Genomic DNA, 21,220 nt, shown 5'->3' on the forward strand with positions numbered 1-21,220 from the left:
GAGAAGCCGCACGCAGACGGCACGAGAGGACACTGACATGGCCGAACAAGACCCTCAGGTAGCTCCGGGCCAGGATCGCAGCGAAGGCGATACCTGGGTCGATTTCATGAAGCGCGATTCGCGCGAGGTGCCCGATTTCCTGATTGAGGAAAGCTACGAATATCGTGGCTCCGAACCGATCCCGGCGGAGCGTTACACCAGCGAGGAATTCGCCCGGCTGGAGCGAGAGCGGATGTGGCCTTACGTGTGGCAATTCGCCGCGCGCGAGGAAGACCTGCCCGAACCCGGCGATTACATCGTCCACGAGATTGCCGGTCGATCCTGGCTGGTCGTGCGTCAGGAAGACGGATCGGTCCGCGCGATGCACAATGTCTGCCTGCATCGCGGCCGCAAGCTGCGGACCGAGGATGGCAGCGCGCCCGATGGCTTTACCTGTCCGTTCCACGCGTTCTCGTGGAACAAGGACGGCAGCTTCAACAAGGCGCCGTGCCAGTGGGATTTCCCGCATCTCAAGGACAAGAACCTCGACCTGCCCGATGCCGAAGTCGGCCATTGGCAGGGCTATATCTTCATCCGCGAGGAGAAGGGCGGCCCGAGCCTGGAGGAATACCTCGCGCCGCTACCCGATCACTTCAAGCGCTGGCGGCACGACGAATGCGTCACCGTGATGCGCGTGGCGAAGGAGGTTCCAGCCAACTGGAAGGTAACGGCCGAGGCCTTCATGGAGGCCTGGCACACGGTCGTCACGCACCCGCAGCTGCTGCCCTTCACCGGCGACTGCAACGGTGCCTACTGGACTTATGGCGATCACGTGAACGTCAACCTGGTGCCGTTCGGGGTGATGAGCCCGCACGTTGCCGAGGGGCAGGGCGAACAGTGGATCGTCGACGAGTTCATCAAGTATAACGGACGCAGTTCCGACAACTACGACCCCGATGCCGATCCGATGGCGATCGAGGTGCCCGAGGGGAAGACCGCGCGCGAGGCGCTGGGCGACCGGATGCGCGAGGTCTATACCGAACAGACCGGCTACGACCACTCGCACGCGACGGACGCCGAAGTGCTCGATGCGCTGGTCTACAACGTGTTCCCCAACTTCGCGCCCTGGGGCGGCTACATGCCCAACATCGTCTACCGCTGGTATCCCGGAAAGACGCCCGATACCTGCGTGATGGAAGTGCGTGTGCTTGCCCGCGTGAAGAAGGGCGAGCCCAAGCCCGCAGGCGCGCCGCTCAAGTATCTCACGATCGACCAGAAATGGACCGAGGCGCCCGAGCTGGGCGGGCTGGGCGAAGTGTTCGAGCAGGACATGGACAATCTGCCCTACGTTCAGGAAGGCCTGAAGGTGCACAAGACGGGCGAGGTCCAGCTGGGCAATTATCAGGAAATCCGCCTGCGCCAGTTTCAGGATACCATGATGAAATATATCGACGGCGAACTGGGCGGCGCTGCGCCGGGCAAGACCGCATGAGCGATACCGATCACGGACCCGATCCGCTGGCCCACGCGACCGAGGACGACCACCCCCAGCGCATCGACTGCGTGCTGGTGGCCGGCGGGCTCTATCACGATATCGACTTCGCCCGGCTCGAACTGCTCAAGCTGCTGGCCGAGCATCCCGAGATCCGTACCCGCGTGTTCGAGGATTACGAAAATCTCGACGCCCTGCGCGAAGCGGACATGATCATCTCGTATACCTGCGACGTGGTCCCCTCGCTCGCCGCGCAGGAGGTCTTGCGCGACTGGCTGGATGCGGGCGGGCGCTGGTATGCGCTGCACGGGACCAATTCGATCCTGCGCCTGATGGACGACGGCGTGTGGGAGGCCCCGCGCTGGGCCCCGCTGATGATGGACCTGCTGGGCAGCCAGTTCGTCAGTCATCCGCCGATCGCGCCCTATACGGTGACGGTCGCCGATCCCACGCACCCGCTGGTGGAAGGAGTGGAGCCGTTCGAGACCACCGACGAGCTCTACCATCTTGAGACGCACGGCGACCTGCATGTGCTGCTGGAGACCGAGACTGCAGAGGAAGGCACCGGCTTTCGCGAGGCGTCGGATGCGCCGGGCAAACATCCGGTTTTCTATCTGAAGCCGCGCGGGAAGGGCGGGGTGCTTTACAACACGCTGGGCCATTGCCGGGGGCATTACGACCTTCAGCCGCTGGCGCCGTGGTGGCCCACGCTCGATCGCTGTGCGTGGGATCTGCCGGTGTTCTACGACCTGCTGCGGCGGGGTATCGGCTGGCTCAAGGATCGCGAGCCAGCCTGATCTTCAAGGCTCCCGGGGAACCCCGGCCTAGCTGGCCAGGGCGAACCGGTCGAGCGCGGCGTCGGGCGCTTCGGGCCAGCGCGACAGCACCATCAGCCGCTTGTGCCCCTGGCCGATCGACAGTTCCTGCGTGATTCCCATCGCGCCGTGCAGCTGGATCGCCTCGTGGCCCAGCTCGATCCCCGTTTCCGCGATGAAGGCGCGCGCGCCGTCCAGGCGTTTTGCATAGTCCGGCGTCCCCTCGCTCACGATCGCGAAGTCCAGCAGCGACTTGGCCTGTTCGAGCTTGGCGTACAGCGCGGCCATGCGATGCTGGATCGCCTGGAAACGGCTGAGCGGCTGGTCGAACTGCTCGCGCTGACGCAGGTAGTCGAGAGTGTGTTCGAACAAGCGCTCCATGATCCCGACCATCTCGGACGAGCGGGCGAGCGAGGCAGTCTGCTCCACCTGCGCGAGCAGGCGCGCGCCGTTCTCGATCCGCGCGATCGGGCGCACGTCGGTCAGCCGCAGCATGGCCGCCATCGACCCGTCGGCGACCCGCCAGGTTTCGACATCGAGGCCATCGGCATCGGCAGCGACGAGATAGAGCGCGCCGGCGTCGGCGGCATCGTCATCGAGCGCGCTGACCAGATAGAGATCGGCCCCGCAGCCGCCCATCGTGAACGGCTTGGTGCCCGTGATCTGCACGGTGTCGCCCGCCTTGCGCGCCCGGGTGCGCAAGCCGCTCCAGCCGCCCGGGGCGTCGAATTCGTTGTGGGCGAGGGCTGCGCGCTTTGCCCCGCTCGCGAGATCGTCCGCCCATTGCCCGGCAATCTCGTCCTGCGCGCGCACGAGAATGCCGCCTGCCAGCAGCGCGCAATCGATCAGCGGCTCAACCGCGAGACCGCGCCCCATGGCGTGATGGATCAGCGAGATCGACGTCGCGCCGAGGTCCAGCCCGCCAGCCTCTTCGGGATAGCTGGCGGCGAGAATCCCCAGTTCCCCCAGCAACGCCCAGTTGCTGGGTTCGAAGCCGCACGGCTGTGATTGATACTCGCGTCGTTCCTCCCCCGCATACTGGTTGTCCAAAAAGCGCTCGGCGACGGCCTTCAGCATCTGCTCGTCTTCCGTCAGGTCGAAATTCACGTTTTCTCCTTCTCCCGTCAGCTGCTGAAAATAGCCGAGCCGCAATCGCGCTGCCTCTCCCCAAAAGGCTAGCTGTGCGAGGTTGCTGGGCGGGGCCGCAGGCCGTATTGGGGGTGTCGGAGAGAACATGTCTGAATTTCAATTGAAGGATCTGGCTTCGGTCAGGATCACCGACCAGGACGACATCCGCCCAGCGGCGGAGGCCCTGCACGCAGTCGCGCTGGAGCGTGGCTATCGCGTCGCCCCGGCGCACGATATCGCCGACAAGCGAACCCCTGTGGACAAGGACGGCAATGTCCTCGCCATGGAGGTGTTCGGCTGGGCGGGTGATGAAAGTGCGTGGTGGCGCAATTCACGGATCGCGCTCGACAGTCCGATCACCACCGCGTGCCGGTTCGAGAACGAACCCTACTGGGTGAACGAGGACGGTTTCCGCACCCGCCTGCCCAACGCCTATCTCGAGAAGATCGACCTCACCAACTTCACCAAGCGGGCGATGACCCGCGCGGCGATCGTGGTGCCGGTGCACATGGCCTTCGGGCGGATCGGCGCGGTCAGCTTCAACCCGCTGGATGAGGACAGGATCGATCTGGCCGCAGATTACGAGGAATATGCCGATCTGTTCGCGATCCTCTCGCGCGCGTTCATCTCCAGCTACACCGTGGTGATGACCTCGCCCGAGCCGCTTCCTGCGGGCTCGCGCCTGTCGAAGCGGGAGGTCGAATGTCTGCGCTGGGCGGCGATCGGCAAGACCGATCTGGAAATCAGCATGATCATGTCGCGTAGCCGTGCGACCGTGCGGTTCCACATGCACAATGCTTCGATCAAGCTGAACGCCGTCAATCGCAGCCAGACGGTCTTCAAGGCCGCGCAGTTGGGTTATATCTCCCAGAACAACTGAGCCCCGCCAGCCGGATCAGGCTCCCATCCGCTCCGCTGCCAGCAGGCCGAGCGCCATTGCCGGTGCATTGGTATTGCCTGTGACATGGCCCGGAATGACCGAGCAGTCGACGATGCGCACACCCTCGACCCCGCGCACGCGCAGGTCCGGATCGACCACGGTATCGTCGCCCGAGCCCATCCGGCAGGTGCCGATCCCGTGCAGTCCGCAACTCGAATAACGGCGGAAGAAGGCTAGGATGTCCTCGTCGCTGTCGACTTCGCGGCCCGGCAGCATTTCCTCGCCCACCTTGTCGCCCAGCGGTGGCGCGTCCACGAAAGCGCGCATCTTGCGGACCATCGCTATGGCGCTCGCCCGGTCGTGCTCGGTCGAGAGAAAGTTGGGCGTGATTTCGGGCGCATCGTCGAGGTCCGGCCCACCGATCGCAATACTCCCCTCGCTGGTCAGGCGCAGCAGCGAGCCATAGATGGTCAGCCCTGGGCGCCGGTCGATCTTGTCGAGCGGGACGGGGTTGTTCTCGTCTCCGACCTCGAAGGTGTAGCCCCCGAGGTAGAACTGCGCGTCGGTTCGCCCGTCGGGGTGGTGGACGTTGAGGAACGCGCCGACCTCGAACGGGCCGGTCGCCATGATCCCACCGCCGGTCAACAGATAGCGCGCCATCGCCAGCGCCGCGCCGGTTCCGTAGAAATGCCGGTTGGTGCCTTTCCCGCGGTCGAGCCGGTAGGGCATGGAGAGCGAGAGATGTTCGTTGAGGTGCTGCCCGACATGGGGATTGTCGACTAGCGGCGCGACGCCTCGTTCCTGTAACATGGTGGCATCGCCGATCCCCGAACGCTGTAGCAGCAGGGGGCTTTCGATGGCGCCTGCGCACACGATCACCTCGCCCGCGCACGCGAAATGCCGAAGCTCTCCGTCCACAGCCACTTCGATCCCGTTTGCGCGGCGTCCGTCGAAAGTAATGCGCTGCGCGCGCGCGCCGGTGGCCACGGTCACGTTGTCACGCTTGCGGGCAGGGTGCAGGAAAGTCTGCGCCGCACTTTCCCTTTTGCCCTTGCGGATATTGTGGCTGTAATAGCCGACCCGCGCGCCGGGGCGGGCATTGAGTTCACGCACGCGCGACAATTGCAGGCTTTCACCCGCCGCAATCATGTCTTCGGCCAGCGGATAGGTGAAAATCTCGGGCTCGACATGGACCCGCCCGCCTGAACCCAAGCGGTCGGTCGGGCCATCGGCGTGATCTTCCAGCCGCTTGAAGGCACCCAGCATTGCGGCCGCGTTCCACCCGGTTGCGCCGTGATCGCGTTCCCACGCGTCGTAATCCTCGTCCTCGCCGCGGCTCCAGATCATGCCGTTGACCGAGCTCGATCCGCCGACGCCCTTGCCGCGAATCCAGAATTCGCTGGCCTCGCCTTCCGGAATGCGTGGCTGGGTGACCTTGTAGGCCCAGATCTTGTCGGGATTGGTGACCAGCTTGGCGACCCCCTTGGGCACGCGGTTCCAGAACCCGCTCTCGCCGCCGGCCTCCAGCACCAGCACCCGATGGCGGCCGCTCGCGCTCAGCCTTTCGGCCATTACGCAGCCGCTCGAACCTGCGCCAACCACGATGTAATCCCACTCGCCGGCCATGCCGCTCTCCCTTTTGTGGTGTCATCCCACGCATGGCGGCCTGGTGTGACCTAGCACTTTGGGGAATGGGATAGGCTGCGAAGACACGACTATCGTTGCCTCCAAGATGAGAGGGAAAGAGGTGTCGATGCGCGCGATAGCCGAAGGGCTGTTTACACAGGACGTGCCGCCGAGGCTGATCGGCGGGCGCAATCGCCATACCGGCCGGATCGTGTTTCCCTGTCCGGAAAACGGAGATTTCGAGCCGCATCCGCTTTCGAGCGAGGGCAGCTTGTGGTCGTACACGATCCAGCGTTTCCGCCCCAAATCTCCGCCTTATGAAGGGCCTGAGGATTTCAGGCCGTGGGCGCTCGGCTATGTCGCATTGCCGGGCGAGACGATCGTCGAGGCGCGGCTCGTCAACGTCGCGTTCGAGGATCTGGCGATCGGAATGCCGCTGCGCTTCACGCTCGCGGCCTTGGACGACGAGGCGGAACAGCCGCGCGCGATTCCTGCGTTCGAACCGGTGGAGACCGCAGCATGAGCGATGTGTGCATTATCGGCGTGGGGATTCATCCCTTCGGGCGAACCGACGGGGTCGAAGGGATCGACCAGGGCGTGTTCGCGGTACGCGAAGCGCTTAAGGATGCCGGGGTCGAGTGGCCCGACATCCAGTTCGCCTATGGCAGCTCGGATGCGGCGGGCAATCCCGATACGATGGTCGAGCGGCTGGGCCTCACCGGGGTGCAGTTCATCAATGTGCGCAATGGCTGTGCGGCGGGCGGATCGGCTCTGTTCAGCGCGCAGATGGCGATCAAGTCGGGCGATTTCGACCTCGGCATCGCGGTCGGCTTCGACAAGCATCCGCGCGGCGCTTTCGATGCGAAGCCCGCCGAATACGGCCTGCCTGACTGGTATGGCGAAGCCGGCTACATGGTCACCACGCAGTTCTTCGCGATGAAGATCATGCGCTACATGGAACTGCACGGCATCTCGCGCGACAGCCTGGGCCGCGTGGCCGAAAAGGCGTTCCGCAATGGTGCCCACGCGCCCCATGCGTGGCGGCGCGAGCCGGTCGATCTGGAGACGATCCTCCAGGCACCGATGATCAGCGATCCCTACAGCAAGTACATGTTCTGCTCGCCCGCCGAGGGCGGGGTCGCGCTGATCCTGGCGAGCGAGCGCAAGGCGCGTGAACTTGGCTGCAAGCCGATCCGGCTGAAGGCGGCGACGATGCGGACCCGCCCGCCGGGCAGTTTCGAGGTCTTCGCCCCGTCGATCGATATCGAACGTGGCGGAACCGCCACCGCGCTGGCCAGTGCGGCGGCGTTCGAGGCGGCGGGGATCGGTCCGGACGAGATCGACATCGCGCAATTGCAAGACACCGAAGCGGGCGCAGAAATCATGCACATGGCCGAGAACGGCTTTTGTGCCGACGGCGAGCAGGAGGCCTGGCTGGCCGAGGGGGCGACCGCGATCGACGGGCGGCTTCCGGTCAACACCGATGGCGGCTGCATTGCGTGCGGCGAACCCATCGGGGCGAGCGGCCTGAGGCAGGTCTACGAAAATGTCATTCAGCTGCGCGGCGATGCCGGGGCGCGACAGGTGCCGGGCGATCCCAAGACCGCCTACAGCCATGTCTATGGCGCACCCGGCGTTTCCGCCGTGACGATCCTGGAGCGATAGATGGATATTGCGCTGACCAAAGAAGAAGAGCGCTTCCGCAGCGAGCTTCAGGAGTGGCTGAAGGCCAATCTCACCCCCGAGCTCAAGCGTGGGGCGAGGCTTTCGCCCGGCGTCTTCGCAGAGCCCGACGTGGCGGTTCCGTTCATGGCGAAGCTCAACGAAGAAGGCTGGCTGGCCTACCAGTGGCCCGAGGCGCATGGCGGGACCGGCTGGTCCGCGACCAAGAAGTATATCTTCGAAAAGGAACTCGCGCTCGCAGGCGCGCCCAACTCTGCGGTCATGGGGACCAAGCTGGTCGCGCCGGTGCTGTGGACTTTCGGCAGCGATGCGCAGAAGGACTATTACCTTCCGCGCATCCTCTCGGGCGAGGACTACTGGTGCCAGGGTTTCTCCGAACCCGGTTCGGGTTCGGACCTCGCCAGCCTTTCGTGCCGCGCGCGGCGCGACGGCGACAAATATGTGGTCGACGGATCGAAGATCTGGACCACCCACGCGCAGTTTTCCAACCGCATGTTCACGCTGGTGCGGACCGATAACAGCGGCAAGAAGCAGGCGGGTATCAGCTTCCTGCTGATCGATCTCGACACGCCGGGGGTCAGCGTGCGCCCGATCCACAACATCGCCGGCGATCACGATGTGAACCAGGTCTTCCTCGAGAATGTCGAGGTGCCGGTCGAGAATCTCGTCGGGGAAGAGGGCGCGGGCTGGACCATCGCCAAGTTCCTGCTGGAGAACGAGCGCGGCGGATCGTGCCATGCGCCCAAGCTGGGCCATGCGCTCGACGTGATCGAGCGCGCGGCAGCCGACATGCCCGATGGTGCTGGCGGCATGCTGGCCGATGATCTCGCCTGGCGGCGGCGGGTCGCGCGGCTGCGGTTGCGGCAGGAGTCGCTCGAAATGATCGAGCTCAAGATTCTCGCCAATGTTGCCAAGGGCCGCGATCCCGGTCCGCAGACGTCGCTCACCAAGCTCATCGCATCCAGCCTCAACCAGGACATCGATCTGCTGGCGGTGGATCTGTACGGCCCGCGCGCCTTGCAATTGCCGGTCGAGAGGCCGCTATACGGCGAGGATGTGCCCGAGCCGATCGGATCGGAGGACGCGCAGGTTGCGATGGCACGCTATCTCAACAGTCGTGCCTGGAGCATCTTCGGCGGCACCAACGAAGTGCAGTCGACAATTATAGCAAAAACCGTGCTCGGCATGTGAGCGCGAGGGAGAGAGAACCATGCAATTGAGCCGTGAGCAGCTGCTACAGGCCTATCGAAGGATGGCCACGATCCGGGCGTTCGAGGAACGCCTGCACGATGTGATCGCCACCGGCGAGGTCGCCGGGTTCACCCACCTCTATTGCGGCCAGGAAGCGGTCGCCGTGGGCGTGTGCGAACATCTCGATACCGAAGACAAGATCGTCTCCACCCATCGCGGCCACGGGCACTGCCTCGCCAAGGGCTGCGATGTGCAGGGGATGATGAAGGAAATCTGGGGCAGCACCGAAGGCCTGTGCAAGGGCAAGGGCGGCTCCATGCATATCGCCGATGTCGACAAGGGAATGCTGGGTGCCAACGGCATCGTCGGCGCAGGCGCGCCGATCGCGGTTGGCGCGGCGCTGTCCAACAAGCTCGACGGGGAAGGGCGCGTCGCGATCGCCTTCTCGGGCGACGGGGCGTGCAACCAGGGCACTACCTTCGAAGCGATGAACATGGCGGTCGTCACCAACGCGCCGTGCATCTTCGTGTTCGAGAACAACCACTATTCCGAACATACCGGCGATGACTATGCGGTCGGCACCGCCAACGACATCGCGAGCCGCGCGGAGGCCTTCGGCATGCGCGTGTGGCGCGCGGACGGCTGCGACTTCTTCGCTGTCTATGAGACCATGCGCGAACTGCTCGAATATGTCCGGGCGGGCAACGGCCCGGCGGCGGTCGAGTTCGATACCGAGCGCTTCTATGGCCACTTCGAAGGCGACCCGCAGAACTATCGCGGCGATGGCGAGCTCGACCGGATCCGCAAGGAACGCGACTGCCTGCAGATCTTCCGCCGCCGCGCCACCGAAGCGGGGCTGCTGGAAACCGACGCGCTCGACGAACTCGACAAGGCGGCGCACGCCGATGTCGAGGCGGCGGTGGAGGCGGCACGCGCCGCCCCCCGGCCGACCGCCGAGGATGTCCTCACCGATGTCTATGTCACTTATTGAAGAGCGCTGAGCTATGGCTGAAATGATGTATCGCGACGCGGTTCGCGAAACGATCCGCGAAGAAATGGCCCGCGACGAAAGCGTCGTGGTGCTTGGCGAAGACGTGGTCGGGGGCATGGGGACCGCTGGCGGGCCGGAGGCGATCGGCGGTATCTGGTCGACCTCTACCGGGCTGTTCGAACAGTTCGGCGCATCCCGCGTGATCGACACGCCGATCTCCGAAAGCGCGATCGTCGGCACTGCCGGCGGCCTCGCGCTCAGCGGCAAGCGCCCGGTGGCAGAGCTGATGTTCGCCGACTTCATCGGGGTCAGCCTCGACCAGTTGTGGAACCAGATCGGCAAGTTCCGCTACATGTTCGGCGGCAAGACGCGCTGCCCGGCGGTGATCCGGATGGCCTATGGCGGCGGGTACAACGCCGCGGCGCAGCACAGCCAGTGCGTCCACCAGATCCTGACCGGGATGCCGGGCCTCAAGGTGGTGATGCCATCCACGCCCGAAGATGTGCGCGGCCTGCTGCGCACCGCCATTCGCGGCGACGATCCGGTGATGTTCCTTGAGCACAAGGCGCTTTACGGCGTCTCGGGCGAAGTGCCCGAAGGCGACTACACGATCCCCTTCGGCCATGCGCGTCAGGTGACTGCGGGCGAGGATGTGACGGTGATCGCCACCGGCATGATGGTCGGCGTGGCCGAGGCCGCAGCCGAGCGGATGGCCGAAGACGGCATCGGCGTCGACCTGCTGGACCTGCGCACGACCAGCCCGATGGACGAGGAAGCGATCCTCGACTCGGTCGAGGTGACCGGGCGTCTGGTGATCGTCGACGAGGCCCCGCCGCGCTGCAATCTGGCGACCGACATTGCCGCGCTGGTTGCGCGCAAGGCGTTTTCCAGCCTGCGTGCCCCGGTCGAGATGGTCACTGCGCCGCACTCGCCCGTGCCCTTCGCGCTCGAGCTGGAGCAGGCATACCTGCCGTCCGACGACCAGGTCGAAGCCGCGGTTCGCAAAACACTCGATTATCGCTGAGGAGGCGGATGGAATGACCGATCTGCGCGCCTTTTGCATGCCCAAATGGGGCATCGAGATGACCGAGGGAACGCTTGCCGAATGGATGGTGGGCGAAGGCGACGCCTTCAAGAAAGGCGATCTGCTGTGCCTGATCGAAACCGACAAGATCACCAACGAGGTCGAGGCCGAGAAGGACGGCGTCGTTGAACGGATCGTGGTGAAGGCGGGCGGCGATGCCGAAGCCGTCGGCAGCCTGCTCGCCGTGTTCGGCGATGGTAGCGCCGATGCGGAAGCGATCGACAGCTTCGTTGCCGGGTTCAAGCCGACCTCCGCGCTGGGGAGCGTCCGCAAGAAGAAGCCCGCCGCACAGAAGGTGGCGGACGATCAGCCCGTGCCGCCCAAGGATGCGAGTGGCGGCGAAAAGAAGCCGGTAAAGATCGACACCAATCGCCCCATCAGCCCCGAAGCGCTCAAGTTCGCCGAGGCCGAGGGCGTGGACATTTCGGGCATCGAGGGGTCGGGTCGCGAGGGCCGGATTACCTTGCAGGACGTCCAGCAGGCGGCGCGCCCGGCGCGTACGCCGCAACTGCGCGGTCCGGTCGATCATCCGGAGGAGAACCTTGAGGTGTTCGCCTCTCCGCTCGCCCGGCGGATCGCCTCGCAGAACGGGGTCGATCTGGCCCCGGTTGAAGGCACCGGCCCGCGCGGACGGATTCGCAAGGCCGATGTGCTCAAACTGCTGGAAGGGCAGGGCACCGCCAGCGACGCGCCGTTCGTGCCGGTCGACAACAGGCCGGATATCGAGCCCTTCGATCGCGTGCGCAAGGTGGTCGCCAAGCGGCTCACCGCGGCCAAGCAGGACATCCCGCATTTCTACCTGCGGACGTCGGTCTGCGCCGATCCGGTTATCGCGCTGCGCCGTCACGCCAATCTGGTGCTGGGCAGCAAGGCCTCGCTCAACGATTTCGTGGTGATGGCGGCGGCGCGTGCGCTGCGGCGCCATCCAGAGGTCAACGTGCAGCTGCATGGCGAGGAGATCCATCGTTTCCCCCACGCCGATGTTTCGGTTGCGGTTGCCTCGCCCAATGGGCTGATGACGCCGATCGTGCGGCAGGCCGACCGGCTCGGCATCGGGCAGATCGCAAAGGCGACCCGTGCGCTGATCGACAAGGCGGAGGCGGGCCGGCTGGGCTACGACGATCTCGACGGCGGGACTTTCACCGTGTCCAACCTCGGCATGTTCGGGATCGAGAATTTCGATGCGATCATCAATCCGCCGCAGGCCGCGATCCTCGCGGTCGGAACCGCCTCGCGCGTGCCGACCGAGGGCGAGAATGGGGCAATCGCGTTCGAGACGCGTATCTCGCTGACCCTGTCGGTCGATCACCGTGCGATCGATGGCGCAGCGGGGGCGAAGTTCCTCGCCACCTTCAAGACCCTGTTCGAGAACCCCGAGGAATTGTTCGCCTGAGCAAAGTCCATCGGGGCGTGATCTGCTGGAGAAGAACCAATGCCCAAGCCTGGAAGTCTCACCGCTCTGGGGCCGTGCGAGCAGCTCGCCTACGTGCCGAGCGATTTCGACGCGGCGCTGAAATACTGGACCGAGACCATGGGGGTCGGCCCCTTCTTCCTGTTCGAGAACATCACGCTGGAGAACATGCATTATCGCGGCGAGCAGACCGATGCGCGTTTCTCTGTCGCGATGGCCTATTGGAACGACATCCAGATCGAGCTTTTCCGGCCCGAGAACGACGCGCCTGCCCATTATAACGGCGAATACGGGGTGAAAGACCGGCTGCACCACACGCTGGTGATCGTCGAGGATTTCGAGGCGGCGAAGAAAGCGGTCGGCGATGCGGGGGCCGAGATCATCGTCGAAGGCACCTTCGGCGGCGCGCGGGTCTATTATGTCGATCCCGGCGCGGGGCCGGGCGGGCTGCTGGAGATCCTCGAAAAGTCCGAGCAGGGCGAACAGCTTTTCACGATGATGCGCGATGCCGCGCGCGACTGGGACGGCAACGAGCCGCTTCGGACACTGGGATAGGCCCACGGGCCGGGGGAGTGGGACGATGAGCGCGCAGCCAATACCGGATCACGTCCCGGCAGACCGGGTGGTCGATTTCAACGTGTTCGCGCCGCCCGGTGGGGAGCAGGATTTCTTCGCCGCGTGGAAATCCCTGCTCGGCGGCCCCGGCCTCGTCTGGACAACCGAAAACGGCGGGCACTGGATCGGCGCCTGCGGAGAAGTGGTGCGCAGCCTGTGGGGCGACGCGGAGCGCTTTTCCAATGAAGCGCTTGCGGTGACTCCTGGCCTCGGCGAGGTGATGGAGTTCATCCCGCTCCAGCAGGACCCTCCCGAGCACAAGCCGTTCCGCATGGCGGTGATGAAGGGCTTCGCGAATAACCACGTCGTCGCGATGGAGCCGCTGGTCCGCGAACAGGCGCGCCTGCTCATCGAAGGGCTGATGGGCAAGGGCGGGTGCGAGTTCATGTCGCAATTCGCCGAAATCCTGCCGATCCATATCTTCCTGACGCTGATCGGCGTTCCGCCCGAAGACCGCGCGAAGCTGCGCCCGCTGGGCCAGCAACTGACCCGGCCCGACGGATCGATGACGGTGGTCGAACTGCGTGACGCCGCCGATGCCTATCTGGAGCCCTATATCCGCGAACGGCTGGCCAATCCGGGCAGCGACCTGTTCAGCCGGATCCTCTCGGTCCCGATCGAGGGGCGCGCCTGGACTTTCGACGAGGCGCAGCGGATGTGTCGCAATCTGCTGTTCGGCGGGCTCGATACGGTGGTCGCGATGATGGGCAACATGATCATGCACCTCGCGCGCCATCCCGACGATCAGGATTACCTGCGGGAGGATGCCTTGCGCATTCCCGCCGCAGTCGACGAACTGATGCGGCGCTACCCCACGGTTTCTGTCACCCGCAACTGCGTCGAGACGACCGAGGTCGACGGGGTGGAAGTGCGCGAGGGCGATCTGATCTATCTGCCCAGCGTGCTGCACAATCTCGACCCGGCCTGTTTCGACGATCCGGAGAAGGTCGATTTCGATCGCGGCCTGTCGCCGGTGCGCCATACCACCATGGGGGTCGGCCCGCACCGCTGTGTCGGCGCGGGGCTCGCCCGGCTGGAAGCGATCGTGGTGCTGGAAGAATGGCTCGCCCGTGTGCCGCATTTCTCGCTGGCCGAAGATGTGCAGCCGACGTTTCGTGGCGGCAATGTCGGCTCCTTGCTGCAGCTGCAGCTGGAGCTGCGCTGGGCCGAATAGCCGGGTCCACCCATCACTGAGATAATCTGAAGGATTGAGAATGATCGAGGTTTCGCAACGCGCCCGGGACATCGGCGATCGGGTGGAGGACTTCGTGCGGAGCAAGATCGCGCCTTACGAGCACGATCCGCGCCGCGACCATCACGGCGCGCCGACCCGCGAACTGGTCCGCGAAATCCGCGCGCTCGCCCGCGAGGCAGGGCTGATGACACCGCACATCATGGGCGATGGCAGCCACCTGACCCAGGTTGAGACTGCCTATGTGCTGATCAAATCGGGCCTCTCCCCGCTCGGCCCGCTGGCGCTCAACACCAACGCGCCGGACGAGGGCAACATGTACTTGCTGGGCCATGTCGGCAGCGACCACCTGAAGGAGAAATTCCTCTCCCGACTGGTTTCGGGCGACGAGCAAAGCGCGTTCTTCATGACCGAGCCTGCCGACTGGGGCGGGGCCGGGTCCGATCCTTCGATGATGAAGACCACCTGCAAGCTGGACGGCAATCACTGGGTGGTGAACGGGCGCAAGCGCTTTATCACCGGGGCCGACGGCGCAGGCGTGGGCATCGTGATGGCGCGCGCCGAGGGCGTGGACGAAGGCGGCGGGGCCTGCATGTTTCTGGTCGACCTGCCCGATCCCGCAATCCGGATCGAGGGCGCGCCCAACACGATCGACAATTCGATGCCCGGCGGCCATGCGGACGTCACGATCGAGAACCTGCGCGTGCCTGCCGACCAGATGCTCGGCGCGGCGGGCGAGGGCTTCCGCTACGCGCAGGTGCGCCTGTCGCCGGCGCGCCTGTCGCACTGCATGCGCTGGCTGGGCGCGGCGATCCGGTGTCAGGAGATCGCCAGCGACTATGCCTGCCGCCGTCAGGCCTTCGGCAAGCCGCTGATCGATCACGAAGGCGTGGGCTTCATGCTCGCGCAGAACCAGATCGACCTCAAGCAGGCCGAACTGATGATCTACTGGTGCGCCAGCGTGCTCGACACGGGCGATCTGGGCACCACTGAAAGCTCGATGGCGAAGGTCGCGGTCTCCGAAGCGCTGATGCGGGTGGCCGACAACTGCGTACAGGTGATGGGCGGCACCGGAGTGACCGACCAGACCATTGTCGAGCAGGTGTTTCGCGAGCTGCGCGCGTTCCGGATCTACGATGGCCCGACCGAGGTGCACAAATGGTCGCTCGCAAAGAAGATCAAGAAGGCCCACCGCGAGGCCGCCGCGTCGGCATGAGCGCCGCAGCAGAGGGGAATACGGGCACCACGGCTGTCCGCGCGGGCTACGAACTGGACCGTGCGGCGCTGGAGGCATGGCTGCGCGGCCATGTCGACGGGTTTGCCGGACCGTTGGAGGTGGACCAGTTCAAGGGCGGGCAGTCCAACCCGACCTATCGCCTGACCACACCGACGCGCAGCTACGTGCTGCGGCGTAAGCCTCCGGGCGAAATCCTCAAGGGCGCGCACGCGGTGGAACGCGAGGCGCGGGTTATGGCGGCGTTGGGCCAGACCGGCTTTCCCGTTCCCGCAATTCACGGTCTGTGCGAGGACGAGAGCGTGCTCGGCACGCCGTTCTTCGTGATGGAGATGGTCGAAGGGCGCATCTTCTGGGATGCGACCTTTCCCGATGTGCCCCTCGATGCGCGGCCTGACTACTTTGCGGCGATGAACGGCGTGCTCGCCCAATTGCACGGGGTCGATCCCGAGGCGGTCGGGCTGGGCGACTACGGCAGGCCCGGCAACTACTTCGCGCGCCAGATCGCCCGCTGGTCGAAGCAATATCTGGCCGACGAAGAGGCGGGCCGTAACGTGGACATGGACGCGCTGGTCGAATGGCTGCCCGAGAATATCCCGCCGGGTGAGGAAACCGCGATCGTCCATGGCGATCTGCGCTGCGACAACATGATCTTCGCGCCCGACGAGCCGCGCGTGCTCGCGGTGCTCGACTGGGAGCTCTCGACGCTGGGCCACCCGCTCGCCGATTTCGCCTATAACGCCATGATGTACCGGATGCCGCCCGACATCGTGGCGGGGCTGCGCGGCGCCGATCTGGCCGCGCTCAATATTCCGAGCGAGGCGGAGTATGTCGCCGCCTATTGCGCGCGGACCGGGCGCGAGAGCATTCCCAACTGGGATTTCTACATCGCGTTCAACTTCTTTCGCCTCGCGGCGATCTTCCACGGGATCAAGGGCCGGGTGATCCGCGGCAATGCCGCCAGCGCGCAGGCGGCGGAGCGGGCGACGAAGTTCCCAGTCCTCGCCCGGCTCGCGCGCGAGGCGATGCCGGCCTGCGAGCAAGGGTGACCCTTCACCCCGGCGAGTGATCCGGCTCAGGTCATGAACCGATCCCACGGGCCGGTGATCGCCACCGTGCGCGTGGGCGAATAGGCGTTTACGAAGAGCCATTTGCCGTCGGGTGAGAAGCAGGCCCCGGCCAGTTCGGTCTGCATGGTCAGTCGTGCAAGCGTGTAGGCGCGGCCATCGGGCGTGATCCCGCGCAAGTGGTTGTCGACCACATCGGTGTACTGATCCTCGCACACGATCAGGTGGCCGTTGGGCGAAACGGTCAGGTTGTCGCCGAAATTGAACTGGTCCTCGCTTTCGCTCTCGAAGAAAAGTTCCACCATGTCCGGCCTGCGTCCACGACCGGGGACGAAGCGGAAAATCTGCCCGAGCCCCTTCTGCCCGCCGCTGGTCGAGCACACGAACAGGTCGTCGGTGCCCATGTGGATGCCTTCGCCGCGTGCGACCAGCGCCGCGCCCTTCGCGACCGCGCGGATGCGCAGGTCGTCAAGCGGAGCCTCCACCGCGTCGAGATCGATCCAGCGCGCTTCGTACGGCTTTTGCACCGGCATGACCGGCGCATCCCAGTTGCGGGTATCGGCGAGGCCGTCGATTGCCATGGCCTGCAGCTGTCCGCCCGCGCGCAGGTTGCCGCGTTCCTTCGGGATAAAGCGGTAGAGCACGCCGTCGTCGCGGTCCTCGGTCATATAGACCATCCCAGTCTCCGGATCGACGCAGGCAGCCTCGTGGTTGAAGCGCCCCATGGCGGTCAGCGGGACGGGATCGACCAGCCCGGAGGCATTGGCGGGCACTTCGAACACCCAGCCGTGATTTTGCGCCAGGCCCTCGCCATAGCGCTGGCCGGGGCCGGTCGGCGACTCCTCGCACGTCAGCCAGGTATTCCATGGCGTGACCCCGCCCGAGCAATTGCGGATCGTGCCGCCCAGCGTGCGGAACTGGCGCTTTGCCTCCAGCGTGTTTGCGTCGAGCACGATATTGGTCGTCCCACCCGGTACGATCTCGCCATTACGGGTGCCGAAGCCCCTGGCGATCCGGCCACCCGCGCCGTCGCCCGGCACCAGTTCGTGGTTGCGCACGAGGGCGATCTCACCATTGCCGAGGGCGAAGCAGCCCATGCCGTCTGCCTTGTCGGGCACGGTCCCGCCATCACTCATGGCCTCGCCGAGGCTGGACAGCAGCCGGTACGAGAATCCGGCGGGCAGATCGAGCATTCCGGCGGGGTCGGGTTGCAGCGGGCCGTAGGCGGGCAAGCTCGCGGTGCCAGCTGCCGTCACCATCCTGTTCGTGGTGCAGCCACTCGCCAGCAGCGCGCCGAATGCGGCGCCGGTCCCAGCGAGAAACTTGCGGCGATCGGTCTGGATCGGGGCGGTTTGGATCGCGGGCATCGGGTCTTCCTGTGAGCGGGATAGGGAATCGGTGGCACGCGCCATAACCGAAAATGAGCACGATCGCAGCTTGAAACAGATGATATAATATCACATCTAGCAGTTCGCGCGTCTCGGCGCATCCCGACGGATGCCGAGCCAACACCAGTGTCGAAAGAAAATCGCCCGATCATGCAAGTTGCCGCATCTCTCCCTCGTCCGCCATCGCCCTCGAACGTCACCGACTACGCGTGTTTCACCGATGAGTGGAGCGCGATACGGCGACCGGAACATCCGATGGTCGTGGAGCGCCGAGCGGTGCCGCGGTGCGACAGGTATCTGCTGACGCGCGATCCGTTCACGTGGCGCGCGAGCGGTGCGCCCGATCGCGCGGCCGCCGCACTGGGCGATCTGCCTGGTGCGCTGGCGGAGGATATCGCCACGCTCGCCACGCGTCTTGCGGCGTTGATGCTCTGCGACGAGGTGCGTCTTCGGCTTGAACTGGTCGATGATGATTCCTGCCGCAAGCTCCACGCCGATTTCACCGACCTGCGGCTTATCACCACCTATGCGGGGCGCGGCACGCAATTCGCCTGCGACAACGTGCCTGGCGGGGAGGTGTGGAATATCGACGCGGGCGATATCGCACTGGTCAAAGGCTGGCAGTTCGGGGAGGGGCACGATCCTTGTCTTCACCGGTCCCCGCCCATCGCGGGCACCGGTGAACGCCGCCTGCTGCTGGCGATCGATACGCCGCGGATCGACCCGGAGCCGGGCGCGTGAGGCCGCGTAGCAGAGGTGTCGCCGCCGCGATGGATGGTGCCGGCGTGACGCTGTCGACCGCCTGCCTCATCCATTGCCTCGTCTTCCCACTGGCCATCGCCATCCTGCCGAGCTGGAGCACTGCGCTCTCGCTACCGGAAGGGTTCCATCTCGTCATGGTGCTCATCGCGGTGCCGCTGACCAGCTATGTCCTGCTGAAATCGCGGCATGGTGCGGGCGGGGCGGGTTCCCGGCTGGCCCTCGGCTTTTCCGGGCTGGTGCTGATGATCTCGGGCTTGTTCGCCAATACTGTGGCGCTCGAAACCGGGCTCACGACACTTGGCGCGGCACTGGTTGCCGGGGCCCATATTCTTAACTGGCGAAGCCGGACCAGACCATGCCGGTCGGCGGAGGTAGCCGACTGATTGACACGGGGCCTCCCGCTGGCCCAGCGTGGGCGAGACATTTCAGGGTCCGGGGAGAGCATTGGTATGAAGCTGCTGGCAATTTTCATCGGGGCGAGCGCGGTCGCTCTGGCACCGGCGACCCTCGTCGCCCAGAACACGCCACCGCCCGAACCCGCTGCTCAAGCCGAGGCGCCGCAGTCCGCATCCGCGGAGGGCACTGTCACCCCGGGGCCGGACCGCCGTTTCACTGGCGCGGACCTGTTCGACCTCGCCACCGCATCCGACCCCCAAATCAGCCCCGATGGATCGCAGATCGCCTATGTGCGCCAGTCCAATGACGTGATGAGCGACAGCACGCGCAGCGCAATCTGGCTGGTCGACGCCCGCACCGGCGAGGAAAAGCCGGTTGCCGGGCAGGATGGCAATGCCTTCTCGCCGCGCTGGTCTCCCTCGGGCGACCGACTGGCTTTCGTGTCGACCAATGGCGGCAGCGCGCAGCTGTGGGTGCGATGGATGGATGGCGGCGAAGCGGTCCGCCTGACCGGATTGCCGACCAGCCCGTCGAGCATGGCGTGGTCGCCCGATGGACGCTCCATCGCGTACACCATGCTGGTCAAGGACGATGCGCCCAAGCTTGGCGCTGCCCCGGAGAACAAGCCCGAAGGAGCCGAATGGGCAGAGCCGCTCCAGATTTACGACCTGCTGACCTACCGGGCGGACGGGGCGGGCTATCTCAAGCCCGGGTTCGAGAAGATCTTCGTCATTCCCGCCGATGGCGGTGCGCCGCGCCAGCTGACCTTCGGCCCTTCGCATGATGGCGGCCCGCTGTCCTGGTCGCGCGATGGAAGCACGATCTATTTCGGCGCCAATCGCAAAGCCGACTGGCAGAGCGATCCGGTCGAGAGCGAGATTTACGCGGTCGATCTTGCCAGTGGCGGGATTTCCCAGCTGACCGATCGGGACGGGCCCGACCACAGCCCCCGCGTCTCGCCCGATGGGAGCCGGATCGCCTATCTCGGCTACGACGATGCGCTGCGCGCTTACGAGAACGACGATCTCTACGTGATGGACACCGATGGCTCCAACCGACGGATCCTGACCGAGAGCTGGGACTTCAGCCCGACGGGTATCGAGTGGGACGCCGACGGCCGCGCGATCTACGCGCAGTACGATGTTTCCGGCGAAACCCGGGTGGCGCGCATCGGGCTCGACGGGTCGATCCGCGATGTTGCGACAGGCCTTTCGGGTGGTGGGCTCGACCGGCCCTATACCGGGGGCAGCTTCTCGGTGGCGAAGACCGATGCGATCGCCTCGACCGGCGGACCCGCGACGCGTCCCGCCGAACTTCGCCTGACCCGCGGCGGCGACACCCGCATCCTGACCGACCTCAACCGGTCTTTGCGCGAAGTGAAGACGATGGGCGAGGTGCGCAAGATCACCACCGCGTCCAGCTATGACGGGATACAGATCGAAGGCTGGCTGACCCTGCCGCCGGGCTATGTCGAGGGGCAGCGCGTACCGCTGATCCTTGAAATTCATGGCGGCCCCTTCGCCGCCTACGGCCCGCATTTCGCGAGCGACAACCAGCTCTATGCAGCGGCAGGCTACGCCGTGCTATCCGCCAATCCGCGCGGTTCGACGAGTTACGGCGAAGGCTTCGCGAACGAGATCGACAAGGCCTATCCCGGCAACGACTATTTCGACCTGATCAGCATCGTCGATGAAGCGATCGCGCAGGGAATTGCCGATCCGGACGCGCTGTTCGTCACCGGCGGATCGGGCGGCGGGGTGCTGACCAGCTGGATCGTCGGCAAGACAAACCGCTTCAAGGCTGCAGCGACGCAGAAGCCGGTGATCAACTGGACGACGCAGGTCCTGACCGCGGACTCGCCAGCTTTCTTCGGTTCGTACTGGCTGGGCGCGCAGCCGTGGGAGAACCCGCAGCTCTACTGGGATCGCTCGCCCCTGTCGCTGGTCGGCAATGTCGAGACGCCCACGCTGGTGGTGGTCGGGAGCGAGGATTATCGCACCCCGGTGAGCGAGTCCGAGCAGTATTATACCGCGCTCAGGCTGCGCGGCGTCCCTACCGCGCTGGTGAAGGTGCCTGGCGCCAGCCATGGCAGCATCGCCGCGCGGCCATCGCAGAGCGCCGCGAAGGCCTCCGCCATTCTGGCCTGGTTCGAGCGGTACAAGGACGGCTGGTCGCCCGATAACTGAGGCTATGTGACGGCACGTACACCGCACCATCCGTCGGATCGGTCGATCTGCGGTCCGGCAGGTGCTGCCTCCTCGAATATATTCAACGCCTATTGAATAT

Annotated in this window: 19 protein-coding genes; 16 read left to right on the forward strand and 3 right to left on the reverse strand. The window is 65.4% G+C overall.

The window, feature by feature from the left end; genetic code table 11:
* The first annotated feature begins 37 nt into the window (after positions 1 to 37).
* Both VO57_006075 and VO57_006080 read left to right on the forward strand, forming a co-directional pair.
* Positions 38 to 1,471, forward strand: coding sequence for an aromatic ring-hydroxylating dioxygenase subunit alpha (locus VO57_006075; GenBank protein ID XBL70903.1), 1,434 nt, complete (start codon positions 38 to 40; stop codon positions 1,469 to 1,471).
* A complete protein-coding gene (locus tag VO57_006080; GenBank protein ID XBL70904.1) occupies positions 1,468 to 2,268 on the forward strand; it encodes a ThuA domain-containing protein in 801 nt (266 codons plus the stop codon). Before VO57_006075 ends, VO57_006080 begins: the two co-directional genes overlap by 4 nt.
* A 27-nt stretch (positions 2,269 to 2,295) precedes the next feature.
* Here the strand turns inward: VO57_006080 and VO57_006085 are convergent, their stop codons facing one another.
* On the reverse strand, positions 2,296 to 3,393 hold the full coding sequence (locus VO57_006085) for an acyl-CoA dehydrogenase family protein (GenBank protein ID XBL70905.1): 1,098 nt from the start codon (positions 3,391 to 3,393) through the stop codon (positions 2,296 to 2,298).
* Between the two features lie 127 nt (positions 3,394 to 3,520).
* Between VO57_006085 and VO57_006090 the strand changes: the two genes are divergently transcribed.
* Positions 3,521 to 4,294, forward strand: a complete 774-nt coding sequence (locus VO57_006090; protein XBL70906.1) for a LuxR C-terminal-related transcriptional regulator — start codon at positions 3,521 to 3,523, stop codon at positions 4,292 to 4,294.
* A 15-nt stretch (positions 4,295 to 4,309) separates the two neighbouring features.
* Here the strand turns inward: VO57_006090 and VO57_006095 are convergent, their stop codons facing one another.
* Entirely contained in the window at positions 4,310 to 5,920 is a 1,611-nt protein-coding gene (locus VO57_006095; GenBank protein XBL70907.1) for a GMC family oxidoreductase N-terminal domain-containing protein, read from the reverse strand.
* 127 nt (positions 5,921 to 6,047) lie between these two features.
* On the opposite strand from VO57_006095, the gene VO57_006100 reads away from it, so the two are divergent.
* Genes VO57_006100 through VO57_006145 form a run of 10 tightly spaced genes read left to right on the forward strand, consistent with a single transcriptional unit; the run spans position 6,048 to position 16,370 of the window.
* The gene (locus VO57_006100) at positions 6,048 to 6,443 is read left to right on the forward strand and encodes an OB-fold domain-containing protein (protein ID XBL70908.1); all 396 of its coding nucleotides are present in this window, start codon (positions 6,048 to 6,050) and stop codon (positions 6,441 to 6,443) included.
* On the forward strand, positions 6,440 to 7,585 hold the full coding sequence (locus VO57_006105; protein ID XBL70909.1) for a thiolase family protein: 1,146 nt from the start codon (positions 6,440 to 6,442) through the stop codon (positions 7,583 to 7,585). Before VO57_006100 ends, VO57_006105 begins: the two co-directional genes overlap by 4 nt.
* Positions 7,586 to 8,794, forward strand: coding sequence for an acyl-CoA dehydrogenase family protein (locus VO57_006110; GenBank protein ID XBL70910.1), 1,209 nt, complete (start codon positions 7,586 to 7,588; stop codon positions 8,792 to 8,794). It begins immediately after the preceding gene.
* Between the two features lie 19 nt (positions 8,795 to 8,813).
* Positions 8,814 to 9,785: a thiamine pyrophosphate-dependent dehydrogenase E1 component subunit alpha gene (locus VO57_006115; GenBank protein XBL70911.1), complete on the forward strand. Its 972-nt coding sequence runs from the start codon at positions 8,814 to 8,816 to the stop codon at positions 9,783 to 9,785.
* 13 nt (positions 9,786 to 9,798) lie between these two features.
* Positions 9,799 to 10,809 (forward strand): alpha-ketoacid dehydrogenase subunit beta, encoded by a 1,011-nt coding sequence (locus VO57_006120; GenBank protein ID XBL70912.1) that lies wholly within the window; start codon positions 9,799 to 9,801, stop codon positions 10,807 to 10,809.
* 13 nt (positions 10,810 to 10,822) lie between these two features.
* Positions 10,823 to 12,262 (forward strand): 2-oxo acid dehydrogenase subunit E2, encoded by a 1,440-nt coding sequence (locus VO57_006125; GenBank protein XBL70913.1) that lies wholly within the window; start codon positions 10,823 to 10,825, stop codon positions 12,260 to 12,262.
* Between the two features lie 39 nt (positions 12,263 to 12,301).
* On the forward strand, positions 12,302 to 12,835 hold the full coding sequence (locus tag VO57_006130) for a VOC family protein (GenBank protein ID XBL70914.1): 534 nt from the start codon (positions 12,302 to 12,304) through the stop codon (positions 12,833 to 12,835).
* Between the two features lie 25 nt (positions 12,836 to 12,860).
* Positions 12,861 to 14,069, forward strand: coding sequence for a cytochrome P450 (locus VO57_006135; GenBank protein XBL70915.1), 1,209 nt, complete (start codon positions 12,861 to 12,863; stop codon positions 14,067 to 14,069).
* A 40-nt stretch (positions 14,070 to 14,109) separates the two neighbouring features.
* Positions 14,110 to 15,303 carry an acyl-CoA dehydrogenase gene (locus VO57_006140; protein XBL70916.1) on the forward strand — a complete coding sequence of 398 codons (1,194 nt, stop codon included), beginning with the start codon at positions 14,110 to 14,112 and terminating at the stop codon, positions 15,301 to 15,303.
* Entirely contained in the window at positions 15,300 to 16,370 is a 1,071-nt protein-coding gene (locus VO57_006145; GenBank protein XBL70917.1) for a phosphotransferase, read from the forward strand. The genes VO57_006140 and VO57_006145 overlap by 4 nt, the downstream gene beginning before the upstream one ends.
* A 26-nt stretch (positions 16,371 to 16,396) precedes the next feature.
* On the opposite strand, the gene VO57_006150 is transcribed toward VO57_006145, so the two are convergent.
* Positions 16,397 to 17,755, reverse strand: coding sequence for an alkaline phosphatase PhoX (locus VO57_006150; GenBank protein XBL70918.1), 1,359 nt, complete (start codon positions 17,753 to 17,755; stop codon positions 16,397 to 16,399).
* Positions 17,756 to 18,031: 276 nt separating this feature from the next.
* Here VO57_006150 and VO57_006155 point away from each other — a divergent pair, with 276 nt between their 5' ends.
* From VO57_006155 to VO57_006165, 3 genes are all read left to right on the forward strand, one after another.
* Positions 18,032 to 18,517, forward strand: a complete 486-nt coding sequence (locus tag VO57_006155) for a DUF1826 domain-containing protein (protein XBL70919.1) — start codon at positions 18,032 to 18,034, stop codon at positions 18,515 to 18,517.
* Positions 18,514 to 18,921 (forward strand): MerC domain-containing protein, encoded by a 408-nt coding sequence (locus VO57_006160; protein XBL70920.1) that lies wholly within the window; start codon positions 18,514 to 18,516, stop codon positions 18,919 to 18,921. The genes VO57_006155 and VO57_006160 overlap by 4 nt, the downstream gene beginning before the upstream one ends.
* A gap of 66 nt (positions 18,922 to 18,987) precedes the next feature.
* The gene (locus tag VO57_006165) at positions 18,988 to 21,120 is read left to right on the forward strand and encodes a S9 family peptidase (GenBank protein ID XBL70921.1); all 2,133 of its coding nucleotides are present in this window, start codon (positions 18,988 to 18,990) and stop codon (positions 21,118 to 21,120) included.
* Positions 21,121 to 21,220: the final 100 nt, after the last annotated feature.

The organism is Citromicrobium bathyomarinum (assembly GCA_001306305.2).
In the GTDB taxonomy this organism is placed as follows: Bacteria; Pseudomonadota; Alphaproteobacteria; order Sphingomonadales; family Sphingomonadaceae; genus Alteriqipengyuania; species Alteriqipengyuania bathyomarina.

Bases quoted from the DNA above. Each gene is read 5' to 3' on its own strand.
- VO57_006115 (XBL70911.1), top strand. From the start codon at position 8,814: ATGCAATTGAGCCGTGAGCAGCTGCTACAGGCCTATCGAAGGATGGCC.
- VO57_006140 (XBL70916.1), top strand. From the start codon at position 14,110: ATGATCGAGGTTTCGCAACGCGCCCGGGACATCGGCGATCGGGTGGAG.
- VO57_006100 (XBL70908.1), top strand. From the start codon at position 6,048: ATGCGCGCGATAGCCGAAGGGCTGTTTACACAGGACGTGCCGCCGAGG.
- VO57_006135 (XBL70915.1), top strand. From the start codon at position 12,861: ATGAGCGCGCAGCCAATACCGGATCACGTCCCGGCAGACCGGGTGGTC.
- VO57_006145 (XBL70917.1), top strand. From the start codon at position 15,300: ATGAGCGCCGCAGCAGAGGGGAATACGGGCACCACGGCTGTCCGCGCG.
- VO57_006095 (XBL70907.1), bottom strand. From the start codon at position 5,920: ATGGCCGGCGAGTGGGATTACATCGTGGTTGGCGCAGGTTCGAGCGGC.
- VO57_006130 (XBL70914.1), top strand. From the start codon at position 12,302: ATGCCCAAGCCTGGAAGTCTCACCGCTCTGGGGCCGTGCGAGCAGCTC.
- VO57_006125 (XBL70913.1), top strand. From the start codon at position 10,823: ATGACCGATCTGCGCGCCTTTTGCATGCCCAAATGGGGCATCGAGATG.
- VO57_006075 (XBL70903.1), top strand. From the start codon at position 38: ATGGCCGAACAAGACCCTCAGGTAGCTCCGGGCCAGGATCGCAGCGAA.
- VO57_006110 (XBL70910.1), top strand. From the start codon at position 7,586: ATGGATATTGCGCTGACCAAAGAAGAAGAGCGCTTCCGCAGCGAGCTT.
- VO57_006120 (XBL70912.1), top strand. From the start codon at position 9,799: ATGGCTGAAATGATGTATCGCGACGCGGTTCGCGAAACGATCCGCGAA.
- VO57_006090 (XBL70906.1), top strand. From the start codon at position 3,521: ATGTCTGAATTTCAATTGAAGGATCTGGCTTCGGTCAGGATCACCGAC.
- VO57_006150 (XBL70918.1), bottom strand. From the start codon at position 17,755: ATGCCCGCGATCCAAACCGCCCCGATCCAGACCGATCGCCGCAAGTTT.
- VO57_006155 (XBL70919.1), top strand. From the start codon at position 18,032: ATGGTCGTGGAGCGCCGAGCGGTGCCGCGGTGCGACAGGTATCTGCTG.
- VO57_006105 (XBL70909.1), top strand. From the start codon at position 6,440: ATGAGCGATGTGTGCATTATCGGCGTGGGGATTCATCCCTTCGGGCGA.
- VO57_006165 (XBL70921.1), top strand. From the start codon at position 18,988: ATGAAGCTGCTGGCAATTTTCATCGGGGCGAGCGCGGTCGCTCTGGCA.
- VO57_006080 (XBL70904.1), top strand. From the start codon at position 1,468: ATGAGCGATACCGATCACGGACCCGATCCGCTGGCCCACGCGACCGAG.